The organism is Citrobacter sp. R-1.5.2 (genome assembly GCF_035064245.1).
Lineage (GTDB): Bacteria > Pseudomonadota > Gammaproteobacteria > Enterobacterales > Enterobacteriaceae > Citrobacter.
The window spans coordinates 615,638-639,101 of record NZ_JASEYC010000001.1 but is presented as its reverse complement, the minus strand read 5'-3'; the positions used below and the strand labels follow the sequence as shown (position 1 = coordinate 639,101).

The following is a 23,464-nucleotide window of genomic DNA, read 5'->3' as shown; positions in this document are numbered from 1 at the left end:
CCTGCCAAAAAAATATTACTCCTCCCCCGCACCCCCTTCACGCAAGTGACTCTTGGTGATCACACACACACCAATAGTGGGTTGTTCTGTACGGGAGCAAAAAGACACCAGCTCTCGCTGATGCCCTTCACTCGCGGGGAGACCCGGTTTAGCCTTTCGTTCTCCCTGTGAGATACCCTAACCTGCTAACTTTTCAGGCCGCCTAACGCTCTCACCATCCGGGTTGCATCGTTGAAGTGATTACCGCTCTACGTGGCGCTAACTCTCAGCTCACTGTCACTCATCAACGTTGAGCAGCATTCCCGGAACTCTTGCGCAAATCCTCGGCGATACTTTTGGGGGGCTTGTCGGATTTTTCCCTTACGTGGCCTCAAGCACCAAGCATTTCGCCTCAACGAATATGACCACGCTCTATCCCGGAATAGTTACCGAGACAGCAAGCCGAAACCCCGGCTCCTTTTTAGGGAAGCACATTTTCGGCTCTTTTATGAGTTATTTTTACTGCGTGCCTGTAGTTCGTTGAAACGGTCATGTAACGATTCGGGGTAAATCTCTCGATAAACGGTCCAGAGTGTTTTTAGGTTTTTATGCCCCGTGACTTGAGCTACCTCCTCAACTGAAAAACCATGTTCAAATAAGCGGCTCGCCGCCTCGCGCCGCATATCATGAAGCCTTATATCCGATATTTTTAATTTATCACGTGCCCTTCTGAAGGCTTCGCTAATAGTGCATGGCTTGTAAGGGAAAATATAATTACTTATTTTTGGCTGAGCCTCCAGCAAATCCCAAGCCCTCCCAAGAAGCGGAACAACCATATGATTACCAAGCTTTTTTCTTGGATCTTTACGGTCACGAACAATTACAGAACGGCTGTTAAAATCAACATCACCCCATGTTATGCGACATATTTCACCGCGCCTCATGCACGAATAAACGGCGAATTCAAAAACATCGTGATATCTAATTTTCAGGCGCGAACCATTAAACGCCCTCGTTAGCTCCTGATAAAGTAAATTAAATTCTTCCCTTGTTGGTCTGCGCGTTCTTTTGTCTGATGGCGTAATAATGTTTTTACGTGTCAGGTAGATTTTTGCGGCGCTCAGTTCCGCTGGTAGCGTCTGGATATCATAGAAAGGTAAGACCACATCTAAGACCGTTTTTAAGTAAGAAAGCTCAGTCCCAAGCGTTGACGGCTTGACCGTCTGCCGTCTCACCCTGGCGTATTCAATGTATCTATTCATGGTCAGGTCACCCAATAGCAGATCGCCTAACGATGAATTCATTATAGTGTTTAGCGAGCTTTTCTTGCTCACGCCGTTGGTTATGGTTCTATCGCTTAAGTATCGCAAGATAAGCCCCCGCAAATTGACTCCCGGCGTTTTCTTTACTAACCCCACTGTTTCTATCTCTGTGACACGCTGTGCACCCCACGTGACCGCCAAGGGCTTTCTTGGGAATGTTTTGTTTTCCCGGTGGATGTACTTTCCGCCCTCCTTTACTCCCACCGTTACGCGGTAGCGTATATCGCCCTTGGTAGTAATCCTCTTTTCAATAGTGTAAAACGCCATCGTAAATGCCTCCCCTGGGGGTGCTGCTGGGGGTACTACCCCGCGATAAATATCAATAAATATACAATAATAGCGGGCAATTCCCCTGACAAGGTCTTAGAGTGCTTTCGCATGCGTCTGATTTTGAAGGGATATTTTATTTAGGCAGGAAGTGTACAAACGGTTACACGCCGAAACCAATGACTCACGGAAGCCCAGAGATTACAGCGATATAGTTATTTCAACGGCCCCGCAGTGGGGTTGAATGAAAAACCAAATCGAGGGTATGAGAATGAAAAAAGTATTAGCTCTGGTTGTTGCCGCTGCTATGGGTCTGTCTTCTGCTGCATTTGCTGCTGAAACAACTGCTACTACCGCTCCGACTGCTGCTGCGACCACGAAAGCCGCACCGGCAAAAACCACTCATCATAAAAAACAACACAAAGCAGCGCCGCAGAAAGCACAGGCTGCCAAAAAGCACGCTAAAAAATCCGCAGCTAAACCGGCTGTAGAACAAAAAGCGCCAGAGCAGAAAGCTCAGGCTGCGAAGAAACACACCAAAAAAGCAGCAACCAAGCCAGCTGCAGAGCAGAAAGCTCAGGCTGCCAAAAAACACACCAAAAAAGCAGCAACTAAACCAGCTGCAACCAAACCAGCCGCAGAGCAGAAAGCTCAGGCCGCTAAAAAACACACCAAAAAAGCAGTAAAACACGAAACCGCTAAACCAGCTGCTCAACCGGCTGCATAAAACATCTGTAGTAACCATGGCGTCCCCCATGCCATAGCATACGGCGCTAAATCATTCTGATTTAGCGCCGCCTTTCGGAGGGTAAAATGGTGTCACATTACCGCTTTGAGTTCATTCTTATTACCCTGATAATTTGCGCTCTTATCGCCATGCATTTTTATCTTTCCTGAGTGTAGTTATCTGATTTTACTCCCACTTTCCCGCCGTCCCGTCTATAGTATTAACTGAGGGTTTGCTGTTAATAATCATAATTCCCCACCAGAGTGTGATATGCATAAAACCATTGCGGTATTACTGGGTTCAATTTGTCTATTTCCTGTCGTTGCACATGCGGAGCAGCCTGCAACGACCGTTGCTGAAGCCGATAACATAAAAACGCTGTTTTTTGGTCATGACGATCGTGTGAGGGTGACTGACCCGACGCAATCACCGTGGGACGCTATCGGGCAACTGGAAACCGCCAGCGGTAACCTGTGCACGGCTACGCTCATTTCACCTCACCTGGCCCTGACTGCCGGGCACTGCTTACTCACCCCACCGAAAGGCAAGCCGGATAAAGCCGTCGCGCTACGTTTTGTGTCGAAAAAGGGTATCTGGCGCTATGAAATCCACGGCATTGAAGGACGGGTTGATCCCTCTCTCGGCAAGCGTTTAAAAGCAGATGGTGACGGCTGGATTGTCCCACCTTCTGCGGCCCCGTGGGATTTTGGCCTGGTGGTGCTACGTTATCCCCCTTCCGGGATCACGCCGCTACCGTTATTTGACGGTGATAAAGCCGCGTTAACCGCTGCGCTAAAAACGGCAGACCGTAAAGTGACTCAGTCGGGGTACCCAGAAGATCACCTGGATGACCTGTACACGCATCAGGATTGCGTGGTAACTGGCTGGGCGCAAAATACCGTCTTGTCGCATCAGTGCGATACGCTCCCTGGCGACAGCGGCTCCCCATTGATGTTAAAGACAGATTCAGGCTGGCAATTGATTGGTGTGCAAAGCTCCGCTCCAGCAGCAAAAGATCGCTGGCGGGCAGATAATCGCGCCATTTCCGTGACGGGTTTTCGCGATAAACTCGAAGCACTGGCGAAGGGATAACACATGCTGCCCACGTTTGCGGGCAGCACGTAGATTAGGCAAGTTTGATCATTATCATTCCGGCCAGAAGCAAGGCGACGCCAATCCAGCCTTTGTTATTCAGACGCTGACCAAAAAGCACCCATCCTGCGGCTAACGTTGCGGCGATCCCGAATCCTCCCCACAGCGCGTAGGCGACAGAAAGGTCGATCCCTTTTACCGCCTGGGATAGCGCACTAAAGGCCGCTAACACCGCCACCAGCGACAACACGCCATAAGCCTTACGGCGGAAACCATCGGAAAATTTTAAGAAGACGTTAGCAACGATTTCAAGAACAATCGCCATTCCAAGCCAGGCGCCGTGAACCCACTCAAACTGCTGCATGGGTCACCTCCCTCCTCGCTTTTGCCGGCTTGCGTGTACCCGATTTGATCAACACAATGCCTAACACCAGCGAGACCAGTCCAGCAACTTTCATCGTTGACAAGGTTTCGTCGAATAACAGCACGCTAAACAGCGTAATAAATAAAATTCCGATACCTTCCCATAAGGCATAGGCCACACCAAGGGCGATTTTTTTAACGGCAAAACTTAGAAAAATATACGATAAAGCGATCATTACCAGCATTAAAATAAAGCCCGCATTACCATGGCCTACACTTGCCCATTTCATTGACAGCGTACCGGTTATTTCAGCCGCAATGGCCAGACCTAATAATATCCAGTAAAACATGATGCTTCTCCTGCTTGAGAATATAGTCCTTTGGGCCTACTGCATGCAGTAAACCAAAAAATAGAATCAAATAGCTCAGCGCATAACGCCAGCTCAGGCAGAAGAAGGGACTAAAGCGCGTTGCGCCAGTGTTGCTCACCCGCAAGCAAGAAAGTGGAAGAGGTACGAAGAAGTGTAGGTAAACGCAAAAACATCCTGAACGTATTGTCCATAATATTACAATTATCCGCAGTGTTGCTTCTCATCATCGCGGATGATAATTGTCCTCGGTAGTTAAACACAGGTGATTTGTATCATAGGTTCAATGCGAACTCAAAATCTTTTCACTTCTTTACCCGACTCGTTTGATTTTTGTTATAACGGCTCGAGGCAGATCACATTATTATATTGATAAAAAACTCAGGGATTCACATGGCAAAACCGATCATCACGCTTAACGGCCTAAAAATAGTTATTATGCTCGGCATGTTGGTTATCATTTTAACCGGTATCCGATTTGCCGCCGATATCATTGTACCGTTTATTCTGGCGTTATTTATCGCCGTCGTGCTCAATCCCGTAGTACAGCGCATGGTTAGGCTCCGTATACCGCGTGTATTCGCCGTGTCATTGCTGGTTGTTATTATTGTCATGCTAATGGTGCTGCTTCTGGCTTATTTAGGTACATCCTTAAATGAGCTGGCACGGACACTACCGCAATATCGTTCGTCATTAGTTATCCCGCTGAAAAATATCGAACCGTGGCTACAACGTGCGGGGATCGGTGTTTCCGTCGACGAGTTGGCGAAATATGTCGATCCGAATGCTGCGATGACGCTGGTCACCAATTTATTGACGCAACTCTCCAATGCGATGTCCTCGATATTTCTACTGTTGCTGACCGTGGTTTTTATGCTGCTGGAAGTACCACAACTCCCCGGCAAACTTAAACAAATGATGAACCGCCCTCTTGAAGGAATGGCCGCGATCCAACGCGCTATCGACAGTGTTTCACACTATCTGGTGCTAAAAACCGCCATCAGTATCGTCACCGGCCTGGTCGCCTGGGGCATGCTTGCTGCACTGGATGTCCGCTTCGCGTTTGTCTGGGGACTGCTGGCCTTTGCCCTGAACTATATTCCTAACATTGGTTCGGTGCTGGCAGCGATTCCTCCTATTGCTCAGGTCCTGGTATTCAGTGGTTTTTACGATGCGCTGCTCGTGCTGGCAGGTTATCTTGTGATTAACCTGGTATTCGGCAATATCCTGGAACCCCGCATCATGGGGCGCGGGTTGGGACTTTCTACGCTGGTGGTATTCCTGTCGCTGATTTTTTGGGGCTGGCTGCTCGGCCCCGTTGGAATGCTGCTTTCAGTACCGCTGACCATCATCGTAAAAATTGCCCTTGAGCAAACAAATGGTGGTCAAAGTATTGCCGTCCTGCTGAGCGATCTTAACAAAGAATAAATGTATGCCCCGCTATCGCGGGGCTGTTCACCTACTGTTTGACACGGAATACCAATGCAGCACTCATCAGTGTGAATAGCGCAATAATCCATGCCATAGTCCAGGGGGTGCCGTCACTCAATCTCGCCAGCAGTAACGATGAGATGATGCCACTGCCATACTGTAATGAACCAATCAACGCCGAAGCTGAACCGGCGATATTGGGGGCCGCATCCAGCGCGGCGGCCGTCGACGTTGCTGCAATGATCCCATTCATCGAAAACAGCAGAAACACAGTGATGATAATGGCAATAACCCCCCCTATTTCCAGCTTAACCAGCAGTGCCAATGCAACAGCAGCCAGTGCCGCTAACATCGTCGCGTACTTCAGTAACTGTTCTAACGCATGCCGTTGCACCAGCCGGCGATTGACCGCACTCATCGCCATAACGCCGACAATATTTAACGCAAATAACCAGCCGTAATGCTGTGGGTCGACATGGTAATAGCGAATGTAAACAAATGGCGAACCGGTAATAAACGCATACGCACCCACGTAATAAAAGGTCAGACTCAGGGTGTAGCGCATAAATCGACCATTGGTTAATAGCGCGCGGTAATGACGAAATGCGCCTGCCAGTGAGGCTTTTACGCGTCTTTCTTCAGGAAGTGTTTCCGGCAACCACAGCAACGAAATAAACATCAGCACGCCAATGACCACCAGCAACCAAAAAATAGAGTGCCAGGTGCTCAGTCGAATAATTTGCCCGCCAATCAATGGCCCTGCGATGGGGGCAATCGCCATAACCAGTACCAGGGTTGACAACATTTGTGCCGCACGAGTTCGAGCAAAGAGATCACGAATCATGGCACGCGCCAGCATCGGTCCAGTACAGGCCCCCAGCGCCTGAAAGACCCGCCAGAAAACAATTTGCGTGATATCTGTAGACAACGCACACCCCGCCGAACCGATGATAAACAGCACCATGCCGATAAACAGCGGCGTACGCCTGCCCAGATGATCGCTGATCGGTCCCCAGATCAACTGCGCAATAGCAAAACCCACCAAAAAACCGGTAACAGTAAGCTCCACATTACCGTTTAAATCCCCTGCCATGGTCGGCATTGCCGGGAGATAGATATCGGTTGAAAGTGAAGTAAAGGCCATCAAGCCGCTGAGGATAAGAATAAAAGAGAGACCGGTGTGGCTTGCCGTCGCAACCGGTGAGCGCTGTTCACGTGTACGCATAGCGTCCTGTTATCTTGGGAAAAGTCAGGTGGCAGTATATACGGGGTGAATGGCAGTGATTAGATAGCGAAAGAAGCATAAGTTTATGAGTATCAATCATGAATAACACCCTTTTCGCACCAGACATATGTGACAAACTTCGCATATTATCCTGCTAAAAATGAATTTAGCTCATAGGTCTATGCCGATTTGACCGACTAATGGTGTGAACAGATTTTTGCTAATCTGCTGCCAATGCAAAAAATGATGTTCAGGAGCGTTCCATGAATACAACTGTCTTAAATAACGGTGTTGAGATGCCTCTGCTCGGTTTTGGCGTATACCAAATGACCGAAGCAAACGAGTGTGAGCAAGCCGTGCGGGATGCCATCGAAACGGGATATCGCCTGATCGATACCGCCGCCTCCTATCTGAATGAAACTCAGGTCGGCAATGCGCTGAAACAAAGCGGCGTACCCCGCGATGAACTCTTCATTACAACCAAGCTGTGGTTACAAGATACCAGCTACGCTGGCGCGAAAGCTCAGTTTGCGCGTTCGTTACAGCGTCTTCAGCTTGATTACCTTGACCTGTATTTAATCCACCAGCCCTATGGCGACGTGCACGGCGCCTGGCGTGCTATGGAGGAACTCTACGAGGAAGGGAAAATTCGCGCGATTGGCGTCAGCAATTTTCACCCGGACCGCCTGGCAGATTTGATGGCCTTCAACCGCATCATCCCAGCGGTGAATCAGATAGAGGTGAATCCCTTCCACCAGCAACCGCATGCCGTAGCCTGGATGCAGAGCCGCAATATTCAACCACAAGCCTGGGCGCCGTTCGCCGAGGGGCGTAATGACCTGTTTCAAAATCCGACACTGGCCGCGATTGGTGAGAAGTACGGGAAAAGCGTCGGCCAGGTGGTGCTGCGTTGGATTTATCAACGCGGAATTATTTCTCTGGCGAAAACCGTGCGTAAAGCGCGTATGACAGAGAATATTCAGATACTGGATTTTACCTTAACGGTTGAAGAAATGACGCAAATTGCCGCTATGGACGCCGGGATCAGTGCATTTTTCTCGCATCGCGATCCGGCTCGTGTGGAATGGATTACCCAGCGTAAACTGGATGTTTAACAAAAAAAACGGCCTCCGCAGAGGCCGTCTTACTTTTAGGCACGCATTACAACGCTTTTAGAATCGCATCCACGCTGGCTTTGGCATCGCCAAACAGCATATGGGTGTTTTCTTTAAAGAACAGTGGGTTCTGCACGCCTGCATAACCGGTGTTCATTGAGCGTTTGAACACGATAACATTCTGCGCTTTCCACACTTCCAGTACTGGCATTCCGGCAATCGGGCTGCGCGGATCGTCTTGCGCTGCCGGGTTTACCGTATCATTCGCGCCAATAACCAGCACGGTATCGGTGTCGGCGAAATCATCGTTGATCTCATCCATTTCCAACACGATGTCATACGGCACTTTGGCTTCCGCCAGCAGCACGTTCATATGACCAGGCAAGCGCCCTGCTACCGGGTGAATACCAAAGCGAACTTTGATACCACGGGCACGCAGTTTCTCAGTAATTTCCGCCACCGGATACTGCGCCTGCGCCACCGCCATACCGTAGCCTGGGGTGATAATCACGGAATGCGAATTTTTCAGCATTTCAGCGGTATCTTCGGCATTGATCTCGCGATGTTCGCCTGCTTCTTCGGTATCACCAGTTGAGGAGCCGTCTGTGCCAAATCCCCCTGCAATAACGCTGATGAAAGAACGGTTCATTGCCTTACACATAATGTAAGACAGGATCGCACCCGAGGAACCGACTAGCGCCCCCGTAACGATCAGCAGGTCGTTGCTCAGCATAAAGCCTGCCGCTGCCGCCGCCCATCCTGAATAGGAGTTCAGCATAGAGACGACGACCGGCATATCGGCCCCACCGATGGATGCGACCAGGTGCCAGCCAAACGCCAGTGCGATAATGGTCATCACCAGCAGCGCCAGGACCTGCAGGCCCACGCTCTCGGTACGAACAAACACGACCAGCAGCAGGAAAGAAACCACCAGCGCCGCCAGGTTCAACTTATGGCGATTCGGCAGCATCAGCGGCTTAGATGAGATCTTGCCGCGCAGTTTACCAAACGCCACGATAGAACCGGTGAAAGTTACTGCACCGATAAAGATACCGAGGAACACTTCAGTCAGGTGAATGTTCACCAGGATCGGTTCCAGACCGGTATCGTGATACAGATAGCTGTTAAAACCAACCAGTACCGCTGCCAGACCGACGAAGCTGTGCAGAATCGCCACCAGCTCCGGCATCTCGGTCATCTCGACTCTTTTCGCCAGACGAATACCAATTGCACCACCGATGATCATTGCGACCAGAATCCAGGCGACGTTGCCGGTATCCGGGCCAAAAATCGTGGCAATCAGCGCAATCGCCATCCCGGCGATGCCGTAGTTGTTACCCTGTTGAGACGTTTCGTGTTTGGAAAGCCCCGCCAGACTAAAAATAAACAGGATTGCGGCAACAATGTATGCAGCTGTAACTAATCCTCCAGACATATGTTACCCCTTAGTTTTTCCGGAACATTTTCAGCATGCGCTGAGTCACGGTGAAGCCACCGAAAATATTAATGCTGGCAATAAGCACCGCGATAAAACTCAGGAAACTCACCCAGCCGCCCTGGCCAATTTGTAATAATGCCCCCACGACGATGATTCCGGAGATAGCGTTCGTCACGGACATCAGCGGGGTATGCAACGCATGCGAGACATTCCACACCACGTAGTAACCCACCACGCAGGAAAGTGCGAACACCGTAAAGTGTCCGAGGAACTCTTTTGGCGCGACATCGGCTAGCCAGCCAAACAGAATCACCACCAGCGCCATCAGCGCATATTTTCGCCATGGGGATGCAGGTTTTTTCTCTTCCTGTGGTGCAGGTGCAGCTTTAGGTGCCGCTTGTGGCTGAGCAGAAACCTGGATGGGTGGTGCAGGCCACGTAATTTCACCATCGCGAACCACTGTCACGCCGCGCACCACCACATCGTCAAAATCAACGGTGATGTTGCCGTCTTTCTCTTTGCACAACAGTTTCAGCAGGTTGACAAGGTTGGTGCCATACAATTGCGAAGACTGAGTCGGTAAACGACCCGGCAAATCGGTATAGCCAATAACCTTGACGCCGTTCTCGGTGGTGGTCACCTGATTGGCAACGGTATACTCGCAGTTACCCCCGTTTTGCGCGGCGAGATCGACAATCACGCTGCCGGACTTCATCGAATCAACCATCTCTCGCGTGATCAGTTTCGGCGCAGGTTTCCCTGGGATCAGCGCGGTAGTAACGATGATGTCGACGTCTTTTGCCTGAGCGGCGAACAGCTCCATCTCCGCTTTAATAAACGCTTCGGACATCACTTTGGCGTAGCCATCGCCGCTGCCCGCTTCTTCTTTAAAGTCCAGCTCAAGGAACTCAGCGCCCATACTCTGAACTTGTTCTTTTACTTCCGGGCGTGTGTCAAAGGCGCGAACAATCGCTCCGAGGCTGTTTGCCGCACCGATAGCAGCCAATCCCGCCACACCAGCACCGATCACCATCACCTTGGCAGGTGGAACTTTACCCGCCGCGGTAATTTGCCCGGTAAAGAACCGTCCGAACTCATGTGCAGCTTCTACAATTGCACGATACCCGGCAATGTTAGCCATCGAGCTTAAGGCATCCAGTGACTGCGCACGCGAAATACGCGGCACGGAATCCATCGCCATGACCGTTACATTTCGCTCAGCGAGTTTTTGCAGTAGCTCAGGGTTCTGCGCAGGCCAGAGAAAACTCACCAGCGTGGTACCCGGATTAAGCAACGGAATCTCAAACGCTTCTGGCGCATTGACCTTCAGGATAATCTCTGACTGCCAGACAGCATTCCCGTCAACAATTTCTGCGCCTGCTTGCACAAACGCCTTATCGTCAAAACTAGCCAGTTGACCTGCGCCGCTTTCAACCGCGACGCTAAAACCCAGCTTCAGCAGCTGCTCAACCGTTTTCGGTGTGGCTGCAACACGGGTTTCATTGGTTAACCGTTCTTTTGGTATGCCAATTCGCATAATGTTCCCTTCCATCTGTATTTTTGATGATGGTTTATCAATGTTCGCAAGAGGCATGCGCACACTCCCGAGAGAGCTCAGTGTTACCTCAATAAAATAAAACAGTAACAAACTCTGTATAACCTACTGAAAATGACGCCTGTGATCTAGCGCCAAAAAACAGTATTTATTATGAAATTTGCAAAACAGGAATGAATTCACTCGCAAGCAGGGATAATGCCCTTTAAATAACCCACAAAGGCTGATAATTCGCTCAAGCGAAGCGGCAAAACATGATTAAGCGCCACCATAGAACAATTGATTAACATTAAATTAACTTATGAAATTCAACTGTTTTATCAGTTTTAGCCGCCAAACGCCGAATTTTTAGACATATCACTAAATGTTATCGATGTTGTTAGCATGGGTGGCACGATGAGTGAAAAATCACGCAGACACTGACACAATTTAAATGCAATAATCAGCCACGTTTCTAGTCAATAACAATACCAGTACCTGGTTTGCGCAAGGCGAAGGATTATTTTTATGAAGCTTAAGAACACTCTCCTGGCGTCCGCTCTTCTTTCTGCGACTGCTTTTTCTGTAAATGCAGCGACAGAATTGACGCCGGAGCAAGCAGCTGCCCTGAAACCCTATGACCGCATTGTGGTTACCGGTCGTTTTAATGCTATCGGTGATGCGGTAGACGCCGTATCCCGTCGTGCAGATAAAGACGGTGCAGCCTCCTTTTATGTTGTTGATACCTCAGATTTTGGCAGTGGCGGTAACTGGCGCGTCGTCGCCGATATCTATAAAGCCGACGCTGAAAAAGCAGAAGTCACCAAAAATCGCGTCATCAACGGCGTTATGGAATTACCGAAAGACCAGGCCGTTCTGATTGAACCTTTCGATACCGTTACGGTTCAGGGGTTCTACCGCAGCCAGCCTGAAGTAAATGATGCCATCACCAAAGTGGCGAAAGAAAAAGGGGCTTACTCTTTCTATATCGTACGCCAGGTTGATGCCAACCAGGGGGGTAACCAACGTATTACCGCATTCATCTACAAAGAAGATGCGAAAAAACGTGTTGTTCAAAGCCCTGATGCGATCCCTGCTGATTCTGATGCCGGACGTGCTGCGTTAGCAGCCGGTGGCGAAGCCGCGAAGAAAGTTGAAATTCCTGGCGTGGCAACAACCGCGTCTCCGAGTGCCGAAGTGGGTCGTTTCTTCGAAACTCAATCAACTAAAGGCGGACGTTACACTGTCACCCTGCCTGACGGTACTAAAGTTGAAGAGCTGAACAAAGCTACCGCCGCGATGATGGTGCCATTCGACAGCATCAAGTTCACCGGTAACTATGGCAACATGACCGAAGTCTCTTACCAGGTTGCTAAACGCGCAGCGAAAAAAGGGGCCAAGTACTACCACATCACCCGCCAGTGGTCGGAACGTGGTAACAACATGACCATCAGCGCCGACCTGTATAAGTAACAGACAATAGTAATAATAAAAGGCGGCTTTATGCCGCTTTTAGCATTTTTAGTCACAAATCTGCCTGTCCCCATTGCATGCGCTGTCTTCTCTCCGTAAAATCCCGCGCCTTGAGTCGCTTTCACCATTTTTATGCGATTTGCCAAAATAATTATTCTCTCACTCTCGTTTTTGTAACTGGATACAAATGGAAAAGAAATTGGGTCTGAGCGCACTGACAGCGCTGGTTCTAAGCTCAATGCTTGGCGCTGGTGTTTTCAGCCTGCCACAAAATATGGCTGCGGTAGCCAGCCCGGCAGCGTTATTGATTGGTTGGGCGATTACGGGTGCGGGGATCCTGCTGCTCGCGTTTGCCATGCTTATCCTGACACGTATCCGCCCGGAACTGGATGGTGGTATCTTTACCTACGCGCGCGAAGGCTTCGGCGAACTGATCGGTTTTTGCTCCGCGTGGGGATATTGGCTGTGTGCCGTTATCGCTAACGTTTCCTATCTGGTTATCGTCTTTTCCGCACTTAGCTTCTTTACCGATACACCTGCGTTGCGTTTGTTTGGCGACGGGAATACCTGGCAGTCTATTGTTGGCGCATCGGTACTGCTGTGGATCGTGCATTTTCTGGTGTTACGTGGCGTACAGACAGCCGCCAGCATTAATCTGGTGGCGACACTGGCGAAGCTACTGCCGCTCGGCCTGTTTATCGTGCTGGCATTCATGTTATTTAAGCTCGACACCTTTAGCCTCGACTTTACCGGTGTGAAACTGGGTGTTCCTGTTTGGGAGCAAGTTAAAAACACCATGCTTATCACCCTGTGGGTGTTTATCGGTGTGGAAGGCGCTGTCGTGGTTTCCGCACGGGCGAGGAACAAACGCGATGTCGGACGCGCAACGTTGCTGGCCGTACTTGCCGCACTTGGCGTATATCTGTTGGTGACCCTGCTTTCTCTTGGCGTGGTCGCACGCCCGGAACTGGCTGAAATCCGCAACCCATCAATGGCTGGTCTGATGGTAAAAATGATGGGGCCATGGGGCGAAATCATTATCGCCGCGGGGTTGATAGTCTCTGTCTGCGGCGCCTATTTGAGCTGGACGATTATGGCGGCGGAAGTCCCGTTTCTGGCATCCACTCACAAAGCATTCCCGCGTATTTTTGCGCGTCAAAATGCGCAAGGTGCGCCATCTGCATCACTGTGGCTGACGAACATCTGCGTACAGGTCTGTCTGGTGCTGATCTGGCTCACAGGTTCTGACTACAATACGCTGCTGACTATTGCCTCAGAGATGATTCTGGTGCCCTATTTCCTCGTCGGCGCATTTTTGCTGAAGATAGCGACCCGTCCAATTCATCAGGCTGTTGGTGTCGGTGCATGCATTTATGGCTTATGGTTACTGTACGCGTCAGGTCCGATGCACCTGCTGTTGTCCGTGGTGCTGTATGCTCCGGGGTTGCTGGTTTTCCTTTATACCCGCAAAACTCACGCGCATGACAACGTATTAAAACGCCAGGAAATGGCTTTGATCGGCCTGCTTCTTGTAGCAGCTGTTCCAGCGACCTGGATGCTGATGGGTTAAATGTTTGACCCATCGTTTGCGACTCATGGAGATCTCGATGGGTAAAAAGCCCGCTTTGCCAATACTTATCACCGGAGGGGGCCGTCGCATCGGTCTCGCCATCGCGTGGCATTTTCTGAATCAAAAGCAGCCGGTGATCGTCAGCTACCGGACACACTACCCGGCTATTGAAGGCCTGCAAGAGGCGGGGGCACTGTGTATTCAGGCTGACTTCGCGACCGACGAAGGGGTCCTTGCTTTTGCCAATGAAGTGAAAACCCGTACCGAAGGTTTACGCGCTATTGTGCACAATGCCAGCGCCTGGATTGCCGAAAAACCGGGGCTGCCGCTTTCTGACGTGCTGTCCAGCATGATGCAGATCCACGTGAATACCCCTTACCTGCTTAATCACGCGCTGGAAGGCCTGCTGCGCGGACATGGGCATGCGGCCAGCGATATTATCCATTTTACTGATTACGTCGTAGAACGCGGCAGCGACAAGCATATTGCGTATGCTGCCAGTAAAGCGGCTCTGGATAATATGACCCGCTCATTCGCCCGCAAACTGGCCCCGGAAGTGAAAGTTAACGCAATCGCCCCCTCACTAATCCTGTTTAACGAAGGTGACGATGCAGAATATCGCCAGCAGGCGCTGAATAAGTCGTTGATGAAAACAGCACCCGGCGAAAAAGAAGTCATTGATTTAATAGACTATCTGTTTACCAGTTGTTTTGTCACCGGCCGCAGCTTTGCCGTTGACGGGGGTCGCCACCTACGCTAGTGCAATTTTATCCAACAAAAGATCAGCAACCACGCGCTCAGGCTCCAGCACACTACCGAGCCAATGAGCGCGACGGGTAGACGCATAAAACCGGTGAAGTACCACAGTGAAATGAGGTAGACAAAATAGGGAATAATCGACCACATGCTGAATACGATGGTTGTACGTAATGCCTCTATTCCACGCTCACTGGCCACAATATAGTGCGCTATCAGCGCAAAGGTTGGGAACAGTGGAATTAACCCCGCAATATAGTAATTCTTTGTTTTAGCCAGTAAACCAATCAGCACCACTACCAGCGCACCCAGCGCCGCTTTTACTACGAGCCCCATCGTTTTGCCTTAACACATCAATAACACCAGTCCCTAGCATAACGGAAGCGTTCTCGTTTAGAAAAGATTAATGGAAGGAAAAACGATGGCGGTGTATGTTGGCGTTTTATATTCAAAATGAATGATATGAACACCATCGTATTTGTTGAAGATGATCCCGAAGTAGGTTCGCTGATTGCGGCCTATCTGGCCCGGCATGATATTGAGGTTATCGTCGAACCTCGTGGTGATTTGGCCGAAGAGAAAATCCTGCAAGTGCAACCCGATCTGGTGTTGTTAGATATTATGCTTCCAGGTAAAGACGGTATGACTATTTGCCGTGATTTGCGTGGGCGCTGGCAAGGTCCAATTGTCCTGCTGACTTCGCTGGACAGCGACATGAACCATATTCTGGCCCTCGAAATGGGTGCCTGCGACTATATCCTGAAAACCACACCACCGGCAGTACTGCTGGCTCGCCTGCGCTTGCATTTACGCCAAAACGAACATTCAGCCCAGGCAAAAGGGATTCAGGCTGCCACCATCACCCCGCACACCACTCTGCGTTTTGGCGCACTAACCATTGACCCAACGAATCGGTCTGTGCTGCTCGGCGGTGAACAAGTCGCCCTCTCTACAGCGGATTTTGAGTTACTTTGGGAACTGGCAACCCATGCGGGGCAGATTATGGATCGCGATGCCTTGCTGAAAAACCTGCGCGGCGTAAGCTACGACGGTATGGACCGCAGTGTCGATGTCGCAATCTCCCGATTGCGCAAAAAACTGCTTGATAACGCGACTGAACCCTATCGAATCAAAACGGTACGCAACAAAGGTTATCTGTTCGCTCCGCATGCCTGGGACGACGAGTCTCAGAAATAACCCACCGAATGAACCACATAACCAATCGTGTGGACGCCATCAACGTGACAGTGTCACGTTGAGTTGCATATCGATTTTTCTATCTCAACTGAACGTCAGACCGTCATATTTTTTCCAGCGGTAGTTCAATGCGGAAATAATCCAACAGGCAATAAAGACACCAATAATGGCAAACCCGACATTGCCCATGTGGTCGCTTAAGTTACTGACCGTGTCCCACAGCCCGCCCTGTAACGAAAACGCATCAGACAGCAGGCTCAACCCCTCCAGTCCGCCGATAAACAGCGCCACAATCACTGAGGTTCCGGTAATGGTCATATTGTAATACAGCTTACGTTGTGGCTTATTGAATGCCCAACCGTAGGCCTCAACCATCAGTATACTGTCGAGACAATCAATCAGCGCCATACCGCAGGTAAACAGTGCCGGGAAGACCAAAATGGACCAGACAGACATCCCGTTGGAGGCGCTTGAAGCTGATATGCCCAACAACGAGATTTCAGTCGCAGTGTCAAAGCCCAGACCAAATAAGAAACCAACAAAATACATGTGCCAGTCTTTCCCAACTAGCCTGAAGGCTGAGCGGAATAGCCAACTCAGCGGACCTGAAACCGTGACATCTTCCGTGGAGAGATCATAAATACCGGTGCGTTTCAGATGACGGAACGCCTTCCAGACCTGACAGAAAATGATGAGGTTGATGGTAGCCAAAATCAGCAGAAATGCGGCAGAAACGGTGGTACCAATAATGCCACCAATATTCTGAAACCATACCATATGCTGCTTAAACACGCTGGTGGTCAGAGCAATACCCATGCTTGCCAGCACGACGATGGTGGAGTGTCCCAGAGAAAACCATGCCCCCGTCGTCAGTGCGCGTTTCTTTTGCTGCATGAGCTTTCGCGTCGCACTATCTATGGCAGCAATATGATCGGCATCAACTGCATGACGCAAACCATAACACCACGCGATAAGGCTCAGTGCCAGAAGTGACGTATTATGCCTAAACGCGGTGAATGCCCAAAGCCAGGCGACTATGTTTGCTCCGATGAGAAAAACCACCAGCAATATGAGGTTTGGCCGTTTTTTTATTAATGAAAACAACGAAGTCATTATTTCCGGCCCACTCGTTTTGTAATAAACAACACAACATCACCGCCGTACACTGATAGATTAATAAAACGTTTACCAGCCTAATGATAACGTTTAAGAATTACCAGCCCAGTGTCTTAGATCAAAGTTGCCTGCTCTCTTCGTCCAGTTCAGCAATCGCTAATTCCGCAACACGCAAGGTTATCGCCGCATTTTCCCCATCCTCCAGAAACCATGCAGAAGATAAACCACACCATGCGGCTATCCACATCAGCAGTCGCTGTCGTTCAATCCCGGCTATCTCAGAGACAAGTTGTACGCGTTGCTTAAAAATATTTGGGTCTGTCGCGATAGCAACGCGGGGATCGGCAAGGTCAGGATTCGTGAATATATTAGCGTAATCAAACCCTCGCTCACCCAGCAGCCCCTTGGGATCAATTGCCAGCCAGCCTGCCGGGCCAAAATCGAGGACATTGCCGTGATGTAAGTCACCATGCAATACGACCTCATCCTGAGGAGAAGAGAACAATTCGTTTGCGATCTTTGCACAGCGCGTCATGACTCCACCATAAATTTTCGCCGCAGGGGCAAGATGGCGAAACCAGTGCCGCAGCGGTGTTAATACCGGTGTGGACGCATTGGCTGGTCGATGGAGTTGTCGGGCGGTATTGCAAAGAATACGGCATGCCTGCGCATCCTCCCCCGTTCGGGACATCGCGGATAACGAATCCGCTCCTGTTGCGCGTACTAGCAGGGTCGCGCCATGATCATGAGCGATCACTTGCGCCGCACCGCTGCCATTCCACCACACCATAAGCTCACCACCAGTACGCTCAATTTCATCATCGGTGAGCTTAAGCATGGCTTTCCGACCCTCTTTGATTGTGGTAACGGGTAATAGCGCTGACGTTCGCGTCATAACCGGATTGCCGTCAGGAATGAGCGCCCAGTGGCGAAGCCAGGTTTGAAACATGCATTTTTCCACTGTGTTCCCTCATGTTAGCCAAGAGTCTACGCTCTTTTGCTGAATCGATTCTTATAGTAATATAGCGCACACAGGGGATGGCATTCCCCCTTGAACCGCCATGTGGCTAATGATGCCTGCTTTATATTCCCGGACCGGGAAGAAGCAGGTGCACGTATTTTTAACCATGCTGCGCTGTGTGTCCGGGATGATAACTCATCTGAGGATGCGTCAATGCGCTCAAATCACTTTCTGCTCAATAATTCAATAACTGCACTCGGGCAATGGCTTGGCCTTGCTTTGCTCATCGCCGTACTAACCGGCACAGCCTCTGCATTATTCCTGTTTTCTCTTGATTGGGCCACTACGACCCGAGTCAACCACCATTGGCTTATCTGGTTACTTCCTGTCGCCGGTTTCATTGTAGGATGGATTTATCTGTTGTACGGAAGCGCCGTTGAGGGTGGCAATAACCTCGTTCTTGATGAAATCCACCATCCTCACAGCATCATCCGCCTACGCATGACGCCGCTGGTTTTTATCAGCACCGTGATTTCTCATCTGTTTGGTGCCTCAGTTGGGCGTGAAGGAACGGCAGTACAAATGGGTGCATCCATCGCCGATCAGTTTACGCGTATTTTTAGACTGACACCTGACTCCCGGCGTCTTGTTCTAATGGCGGGCATCAGCGCGGGTTTTTCATCCGTATTTGGCACCCCGCTTGCGGGTGCAATCTTTGGTCTTGAGGTGCTGGCGATCGGCCGCATGAATTACAATGCACTTATTCCCTGTATTTTTGCTGCTATCGTCGCCGATCAGACAGGTTTGTTGTGGGGTGTAAAACATACACATTACGTCATCTCTCAGGTCCCTGATTTCTCTGCATGGACACTGATTGCCGTAATTATCGCTGGTTGCTGCTTTGGTTTTACCGCGCGGGTCTTCGCTAACCTCACGCATACCATTGGTAGCGTTATGAAGCGAACCGTTCGTTACGCACCGTTTAGGCCGTTCATTGGGGGACTTGTCGTGGCCGTCGCGGTGTACTTTTTGGCGGCAGATCGCTATATCGGCCTCGGCATTCCGGTGATCGTGGATGCTTTCCGGCAACAGCTGCCCTCCTGGGATTTTCTGGGCAAACTGGTATTTACCGCGGTCTCACTGGGCACAGGTTTTAAAGGAGGAGAAGTCACCCCACTTTTTTATATTGGGGCCACACTGGGTAATGCACTTGCACCACTACTGCATTTACCTGTCAGTTTCCTTGCGGGTATGGGGTTTGTCGCTGTCTTTGCCGGGGCCGCAAATACGCCTGTCGCTTCAACACTGATGGCCATTGAGTTATTTGGAGCCGACACGGGAATTTATGCCGCACTGGCCTGCGCGGTTGCCTGGTTGATATCTGGTTATACCGGTATTTATCGTTCTCAGCGTGTTGCCTGCCCGAAACACGGTTTTGTCCCGGAGAACATTAAACTGGCGGATATACCGGCTTTCCTCGCGGAAAATACCCACAAACGGGATTAAATCATTTGGCTACAAAAATGAGAGTTGTCCAATAAGGCGCAGGCTTTGTCGTTATCTCTCAGTCGACAAAGCCGCGCCCAGAAATAATGCCAACGTCATACCTCCTGCCGTGAACCGTTGACATTATAATTAATCATCGTTTCCATAACCCAATAGCTTACCTAACTTCCCTACCTTTTCTTTTTATGTTTATTGTTTCCCATGCCTTCTCTGAAAGCATCAGCCTGGGTTTCCGCTGCACGCTCGGTCGCGTAGTTAGCATTCACCGAACGCCAGTATTCTTTTTCCTCATGGTAGCAAGTATCACGACTTACGCCTGTTGCTACGCATCTGTCTACTCGTTGTTGTTCAGTCACGCAGCCGGATAATAAGGATATGGCAGAGGTGAATAAAACCGTCATCATTAACTTTTTCAAAATAGATACCTTAGAATTTCCAGCCCGCACCCAGAACCACACTATTAGCTTGTGAACCAAAGATCTTAGAACCTTCATAGCCCGCATCGATAGTGAAACCTGCAATGGGGGTTAACTGAACACCCGCCCCATATGCAAAGCCAGTAGACGTATCTGTATCACCATCAGCCTTTACTGCTCCCCTTGCGATACCTGCCAATACGTAAGGTTTGAGGACATCGTTTATGCGATAACTTGCCCCCACCAGAGCAGAACCATATCCACGGTCAATATCGTTTTCATTGTCAGCGGAAATAGTGAGCGAGGAGATGACACCCAAATCACTTTCATCGGGCGTGTATCCATACTTCGCATTAAAACCACTCAGGCTTTTTCCTGCTGTTTTGGTATGAACATAACCGCCGGTAATCACATTTTCACCGGCCAGAACAGATGCAGACAATGCCAATACCACAATGAACAAACCACTGTTGAAATTTAACAATCCCATTACCATTCCTATCATCAATAAGTAACAAATCAGAATAATCAACTGAATTTATAATCACATCGCAAAAGTATATTAGGGTAATTTTCCAGCATTCAGAATTATCAAGAAGTAGTATTTCAAATGAAATTTTACATTAAATAAAAATCATAGCGGGTAGCGAAATAGAAAATAATTCAGATAGATAAAAAATTCTAAATACCGGATTAACATGGCGTGCTAGAGTGCGATTTCCGCCAGAACTGATGAGAGGTTTACGCTATGCAGCAAATTGATTTTTTTATGATAGATGCCTTTACCACTACCACGTTTGGCGGAAACGCTGCCGCAGTATGCCCGCTCACAGAATGGTTGCCTGATGAAACACTATTAAAAATGTCAAAGCAGCATAACCAGTCGGAAACCGCTTTTTTCGTCCCGACACAGAAAGGTTTTGAATTACGCTGGTTTACGACTCAGGGCGAAATCAACCTCTGTGGCCATGCCACACTTGCTGCGGCACATGTCATCTTTGAACACCTTAATTACCCGAACACCATTATTCATTTTGAAACCCGATTTGTCGGCGCACTGTCGGTAAGTCGCAATGGCAAATGGCTGACGCTTGATTTTCCTGCATGGGAAACTGAATCTATTGTACCGCCGGCATTACTACTGCAAACGTTAGGTATCACGGAATATAAAGAAGTACGCATGGCGCGCGATTATATGGTCGTGATGGAGAATCAGCAGCAAGTTGAAGCGGTTAAACCGGATATTAATGCCATGATCCCTCTCGGGAAAATGGTTTGTATAACCGCGCCAGGTGAAGGCGAATACGACTTTGTCAGCCGTTTCTTCTGCCCAGGGGAGGCTGTGGCAGAAGACCCTGTCACCGGCTCAGCGCACACGATGCTCATCCCTTACTGGGCCAGGCAGCTAAACAAAATGCAGATGCTGGCACACCAGGGATTCGAACGCGGCGGAGAGTTACGCTGCCAGCTCGTGGGCGATCGTGTCTATATAGGTGGACAGGCAACGACCTATATGATTGGAAAGGTGTTTCTGCGCTAGTACCGCGCTAAGTTCCATGAGTGTAGCCCCCCTAAGAACTTACAACTGCAAGCCGACGGGTGTAGACAGCCGTATCGATCTGCATGACCGAAAACGGGGAATAAATCCGGTATCGCCGTTTACAGAAGATGGGAGAATGACAGCATTTCATTCTATGGAGATCTTGAGGCATTATTCGATACCCTCGAATAACGGCCTCTGCCCCCCCTCACTTATCAAGCTATTCGTTTATTTTCATCACAACCGATCAGAATCCAAAAAAGCAACCCACTTCTACTTTTTAAATTTATTTAAAGAAGGTCAGTGTTGCTATTTTAGGTATATATAACCTTATCGGTTCCGCTCAAAAATAAGCCACCTGATTGTCGGTGAAAATACACATACTCATATAAGTGGTTTCGCTATTGTGTCGGCGCAGGATCTCGTTGTTGTATAAAACGAACTTTTTTCACGGATGCAGGCCTATTGAGTGGTTGGTCTTGCGTTGCGTTAGGCTCATTAAATGGCGATCCTGTATAGTCGCATGGTAGCTCATAAGAATGCAGAAATGGTTTATACCGTGTAATCTGCCAGGACAAGTGCGTTGATGGTGGTCGGATTGATATTCACCCTGTGCGTCAGTGGATACAGTGATACCGCCCACCTGTTCCGCTGGCAACTGCACATTAGCTAACCTATTGAGTGTTTGGTGATTTGTATGAAAAAACTGTTTGTGCAGTTTTATCTCTTGTTGTTTGTCTGTTTTCTGGTGATGACCCTGCTGGTTGGCCTGGTGTACAAATTCACCGCAGAACGTGCGGGTAGACAGTCGCTCGACGACTTGATGAAAAGTTCGTTGTATCTGATGCGCAGCGAATTACGCGAAATCCCACCGCGAGACTGGGGGAAAACCCTGAAAGAGATGGATTTAAATCTGTCTTTTGATCTTCGCGTAGAACCGTTGAATAAATACCATCTTGATGCTCCCACCATGCAGCGCTTACGGGAAGGCGATATCGTTGCGCTCGACGATCAGTACACCTTTATTCAACGAATTCCGCGAAGCCACTATGTACTGGCTGTCGGCCCCGTACCTTATCTCTATTTCCTGCACCAGATGCGCTTGCTGGACGTCGCGCTGATGGCCTTCATTGCTATTTCATTGGCCTTCCCTGTGCTGATCTGGATGCGTCCACACTGGCAAGAGATGCTCAGATTGGAGGCCGCAGCACAGCGTTTTGGTGAAGGACATCTTAATGAACGGTTGCACTTTGACAGCGGCTCAAGCTTTGAGCGTCTGGGCGTGGCGTTTAACCAAATGGCGGACAATATCAATGCCCTGATAGCCAGTAAGAAACAGCTGATTGACGGCATTGCCCATGAGCTTCGTACACCGCTGGTGCGATTACGTTACCGCCTTGAGATGAGCGATAACCTCACCGAGCAGGAATCGCAGGCGCTAAACCGCGATATTGGTCAACTGGAAGCGTTAATTGAAGAATTGCTCACCTATGCTCGTCTGGATAGGCCACAAAATGAGCTAAAACTCAGTGTTCCGAACCTGCCCGTGTGGCTAACAACCCATCTGGAAGATGTACAAAGCGTCAACCCTGATCGTGCGGTACGCCTGCGCCATCTTCAGATCGGAGACTACGGCGCACTGGATATGCGCTTGATGGAGCGTGTGCTGGATAATTTGTTAAATAACGCTCTGCGATACTGCCAGTCGACTGTTCAAGCCAGCCTGCAACTCAATGGGAGTCAGGCAACACTGATCGTCGAAGATGATGGACCCGGCATCGCGCCAGCTGCGCGTGAGCAAATTTTTGAACCGTTTGTACGTCTGGACCCCAGCCGTGACCGGGCGACTGGTGGCTGCGGACTTGGCCTCGCCATCGTCCACTCTATCGCTCTGGCAATGGGCGGTACGGTGGTCTGTGATGAAAGTGAACTGGGTGGTGCCCGCTTCTCCTTCAGTTGGCCTGTCTGGCATAACATACCTGAATTTTCAGCTGCCTGACCTACACGGCTCGGTGGTCAGGCTGGGTATCTTGTGCTATAAAAAAGTATGTTGTAACTAAAATGGTAA

Annotated in this window: 24 protein-coding genes and 1 riboswitch; of the genes, 12 read left to right on the top strand and 12 right to left on the bottom strand. The window is 49.7% G+C overall.

Going from position 1 to position 23,464, the window contains the following annotated elements; translation table 11 throughout:
- Positions 1–485 precede the first annotated feature (485 nt).
- Entirely contained in the window at positions 486–1,568 is a 1,083-nt protein-coding gene (locus QMN38_RS03105) for a site-specific integrase (RefSeq protein ID WP_323604455.1), read from the bottom strand.
- A 271-nt stretch (positions 1,569–1,839) separates the two neighbouring features.
- Here QMN38_RS03105 and asr point away from each other — a divergent pair, with 271 nt between their 5' ends.
- From asr to QMN38_RS03095, 3 genes are all read left to right on the top strand, one after another.
- Positions 1,840–2,295 carry an acid resistance repetitive basic protein Asr gene (asr, locus tag QMN38_RS03100; protein ID WP_323604454.1) on the top strand — a complete coding sequence of 152 codons (456 nt, stop codon included), beginning with the start codon at positions 1,840–1,842 and terminating at the stop codon, positions 2,293–2,295.
- 86 nt (positions 2,296–2,381) lie between these two features.
- Complete coding sequence (ydgU, locus tag QMN38_RS27180) at positions 2,382–2,465, top strand: small membrane protein YdgU (RefSeq protein ID WP_049259791.1); 84 nt, start codon at positions 2,382–2,384, stop codon at positions 2,463–2,465.
- A 100-nt stretch (positions 2,466–2,565) separates the two neighbouring features.
- Complete coding sequence (locus QMN38_RS03095; RefSeq protein ID WP_271456442.1) at positions 2,566–3,387, top strand: trypsin-like serine peptidase; 822 nt, start codon at positions 2,566–2,568, stop codon at positions 3,385–3,387.
- Positions 3,388–3,421: 34 nt separating this feature from the next.
- On the opposite strand, the gene mdtI is transcribed toward QMN38_RS03095, so the two are convergent.
- The 3 genes from mdtI to QMN38_RS27175 form a co-directional block, all read right to left on the bottom strand.
- Positions 3,422–3,751 carry a multidrug/spermidine efflux SMR transporter subunit MdtI gene (mdtI, locus tag QMN38_RS03090; protein WP_040233868.1) on the bottom strand — a complete coding sequence of 110 codons (330 nt, stop codon included), beginning with the start codon at positions 3,749–3,751 and terminating at the stop codon, positions 3,422–3,424.
- Complete coding sequence (gene mdtJ, locus QMN38_RS03085) at positions 3,738–4,103, bottom strand: multidrug/spermidine efflux SMR transporter subunit MdtJ (RefSeq protein WP_271450424.1); 366 nt, start codon at positions 4,101–4,103, stop codon at positions 3,738–3,740. Before mdtJ ends, mdtI begins: the two co-directional genes overlap by 14 nt.
- Before the next feature lie 107 nt (positions 4,104–4,210).
- On the bottom strand, positions 4,211–4,381 hold the full coding sequence (locus tag QMN38_RS27175; RefSeq protein WP_086523670.1) for a protein YdgV: 171 nt from the start codon (positions 4,379–4,381) through the stop codon (positions 4,211–4,213).
- A gap of 130 nt (positions 4,382–4,511) precedes the next feature.
- Between QMN38_RS27175 and QMN38_RS03080 the strand changes: the two genes are divergently transcribed.
- A complete protein-coding gene (locus QMN38_RS03080; RefSeq protein WP_323604453.1) occupies positions 4,512–5,546 on the top strand; it encodes an AI-2E family transporter in 1,035 nt (344 codons plus the stop codon).
- Positions 5,547–5,577: 31 nt separating this feature from the next.
- On the opposite strand, the gene QMN38_RS03075 is transcribed toward QMN38_RS03080, so the two are convergent.
- The gene (locus tag QMN38_RS03075; RefSeq protein WP_271440547.1) at positions 5,578–6,774 is read right to left on the bottom strand and encodes a multidrug effflux MFS transporter; all 1,197 of its coding nucleotides are present in this window, start codon (positions 6,772–6,774) and stop codon (positions 5,578–5,580) included.
- A gap of 263 nt (positions 6,775–7,037) precedes the next feature.
- Between QMN38_RS03075 and QMN38_RS03070 the strand changes: the two genes are divergently transcribed.
- Positions 7,038–7,889 (top strand): aldo/keto reductase, encoded by an 852-nt coding sequence (locus tag QMN38_RS03070; RefSeq protein ID WP_323604452.1) that lies wholly within the window; start codon positions 7,038–7,040, stop codon positions 7,887–7,889.
- 46 nt (positions 7,890–7,935) lie between these two features.
- Here the strand turns inward: QMN38_RS03070 and pntB are convergent, their stop codons facing one another.
- Both pntB and pntA read right to left on the bottom strand, forming a co-directional pair.
- Positions 7,936–9,324: a Re/Si-specific NAD(P)(+) transhydrogenase subunit beta gene (gene pntB / locus QMN38_RS03065; protein ID WP_005121173.1), complete on the bottom strand. Its 1,389-nt coding sequence runs from the start codon at positions 9,322–9,324 to the stop codon at positions 7,936–7,938.
- A 10-nt stretch (positions 9,325–9,334) separates the two neighbouring features.
- Complete coding sequence (gene pntA / locus QMN38_RS03060; protein ID WP_137381244.1) at positions 9,335–10,864, bottom strand: Re/Si-specific NAD(P)(+) transhydrogenase subunit alpha; 1,530 nt, start codon at positions 10,862–10,864, stop codon at positions 9,335–9,337.
- Positions 10,865–11,389: 525 nt separating this feature from the next.
- On the opposite strand from pntA, the gene ydgH reads away from it, so the two are divergent.
- The 3 genes from ydgH (at position 11,390) to folM (ending at position 14,664) form a co-directional block, all read left to right on the top strand.
- On the top strand, positions 11,390–12,334 hold the full coding sequence (gene ydgH / locus QMN38_RS03055; protein WP_005121175.1) for a DUF1471 family protein YdgH: 945 nt from the start codon (positions 11,390–11,392) through the stop codon (positions 12,332–12,334).
- 187 nt (positions 12,335–12,521) lie between these two features.
- Positions 12,522–13,904: an amino acid permease gene (locus QMN38_RS03050; RefSeq protein ID WP_323604451.1), complete on the top strand. Its 1,383-nt coding sequence runs from the start codon at positions 12,522–12,524 to the stop codon at positions 13,902–13,904.
- 37 nt (positions 13,905–13,941) lie between these two features.
- On the top strand, positions 13,942–14,664 hold the full coding sequence (gene folM / locus QMN38_RS03045; protein ID WP_323604450.1) for a dihydromonapterin reductase: 723 nt from the start codon (positions 13,942–13,944) through the stop codon (positions 14,662–14,664).
- On the opposite strand, the gene QMN38_RS03040 is transcribed toward folM, so the two are convergent.
- Entirely contained in the window at positions 14,661–14,996 is a 336-nt protein-coding gene (locus QMN38_RS03040) for a GlpM family protein (protein WP_005121178.1), read from the bottom strand. The genes folM and QMN38_RS03040 overlap by 4 nt on opposite strands.
- Before the next feature lie 126 nt (positions 14,997–15,122).
- Between QMN38_RS03040 and rstA the strand changes: the two genes are divergently transcribed.
- Entirely contained in the window at positions 15,123–15,857 is a 735-nt protein-coding gene (gene rstA / locus QMN38_RS03035; protein ID WP_271455394.1) for a two-component system response regulator RstA, read from the top strand.
- An 84-nt stretch (positions 15,858–15,941) separates the two neighbouring features.
- Here rstA and QMN38_RS03030 read toward each other — a convergent pair whose 3' ends face one another.
- Together QMN38_RS03030 and QMN38_RS03025 are read right to left on the bottom strand one after the other, a co-directional pair.
- Positions 15,942–16,970: a HoxN/HupN/NixA family nickel/cobalt transporter gene (locus tag QMN38_RS03030; RefSeq protein ID WP_323604449.1), complete on the bottom strand. Its 1,029-nt coding sequence runs from the start codon at positions 16,968–16,970 to the stop codon at positions 15,942–15,944.
- Positions 16,971–17,091: 121 nt separating this feature from the next.
- Positions 17,092–17,922 carry an aminoglycoside phosphotransferase family protein gene (locus tag QMN38_RS03025; RefSeq protein WP_416348246.1) on the bottom strand — a complete coding sequence of 277 codons (831 nt, stop codon included), beginning with the start codon at positions 17,920–17,922 and terminating at the stop codon, positions 17,092–17,094.
- 76 nt (positions 17,923–17,998) lie between these two features.
- Positions 17,999–18,060, top strand: a riboswitch (Fluoride riboswitch).
- Between the two features lie 87 nt (positions 18,061–18,147).
- Between QMN38_RS03025 and QMN38_RS03020 the strand changes: the two genes are divergently transcribed.
- Complete coding sequence (locus QMN38_RS03020; RefSeq protein ID WP_271440553.1) at positions 18,148–19,440, top strand: voltage-gated chloride channel family protein; 1,293 nt, start codon at positions 18,148–18,150, stop codon at positions 19,438–19,440.
- A 170-nt stretch (positions 19,441–19,610) separates the two neighbouring features.
- On the opposite strand, the gene QMN38_RS03015 is transcribed toward QMN38_RS03020, so the two are convergent.
- A complete protein-coding gene (locus QMN38_RS03015; protein ID WP_271440554.1) occupies positions 19,611–19,856 on the bottom strand; it encodes a hypothetical protein in 246 nt (81 codons plus the stop codon).
- A gap of 10 nt (positions 19,857–19,866) precedes the next feature.
- Complete coding sequence (locus QMN38_RS03010) at positions 19,867–20,346, bottom strand: outer membrane beta-barrel protein (RefSeq protein ID WP_271455391.1); 480 nt, start codon at positions 20,344–20,346, stop codon at positions 19,867–19,869.
- A gap of 258 nt (positions 20,347–20,604) precedes the next feature.
- Here QMN38_RS03010 and QMN38_RS03005 point away from each other — a divergent pair, with 258 nt between their 5' ends.
- Together QMN38_RS03005 and rstB are read left to right on the top strand one after the other, a co-directional pair.
- Complete coding sequence (locus QMN38_RS03005) at positions 20,605–21,396, top strand: PhzF family phenazine biosynthesis protein (protein ID WP_323604447.1); 792 nt, start codon at positions 20,605–20,607, stop codon at positions 21,394–21,396.
- A gap of 697 nt (positions 21,397–22,093) precedes the next feature.
- Complete coding sequence (gene rstB / locus QMN38_RS03000) at positions 22,094–23,395, top strand: two-component system sensor histidine kinase RstB (protein ID WP_323604446.1); 1,302 nt, start codon at positions 22,094–22,096, stop codon at positions 23,393–23,395.
- Positions 23,396–23,464 lie beyond the last annotated feature (69 nt).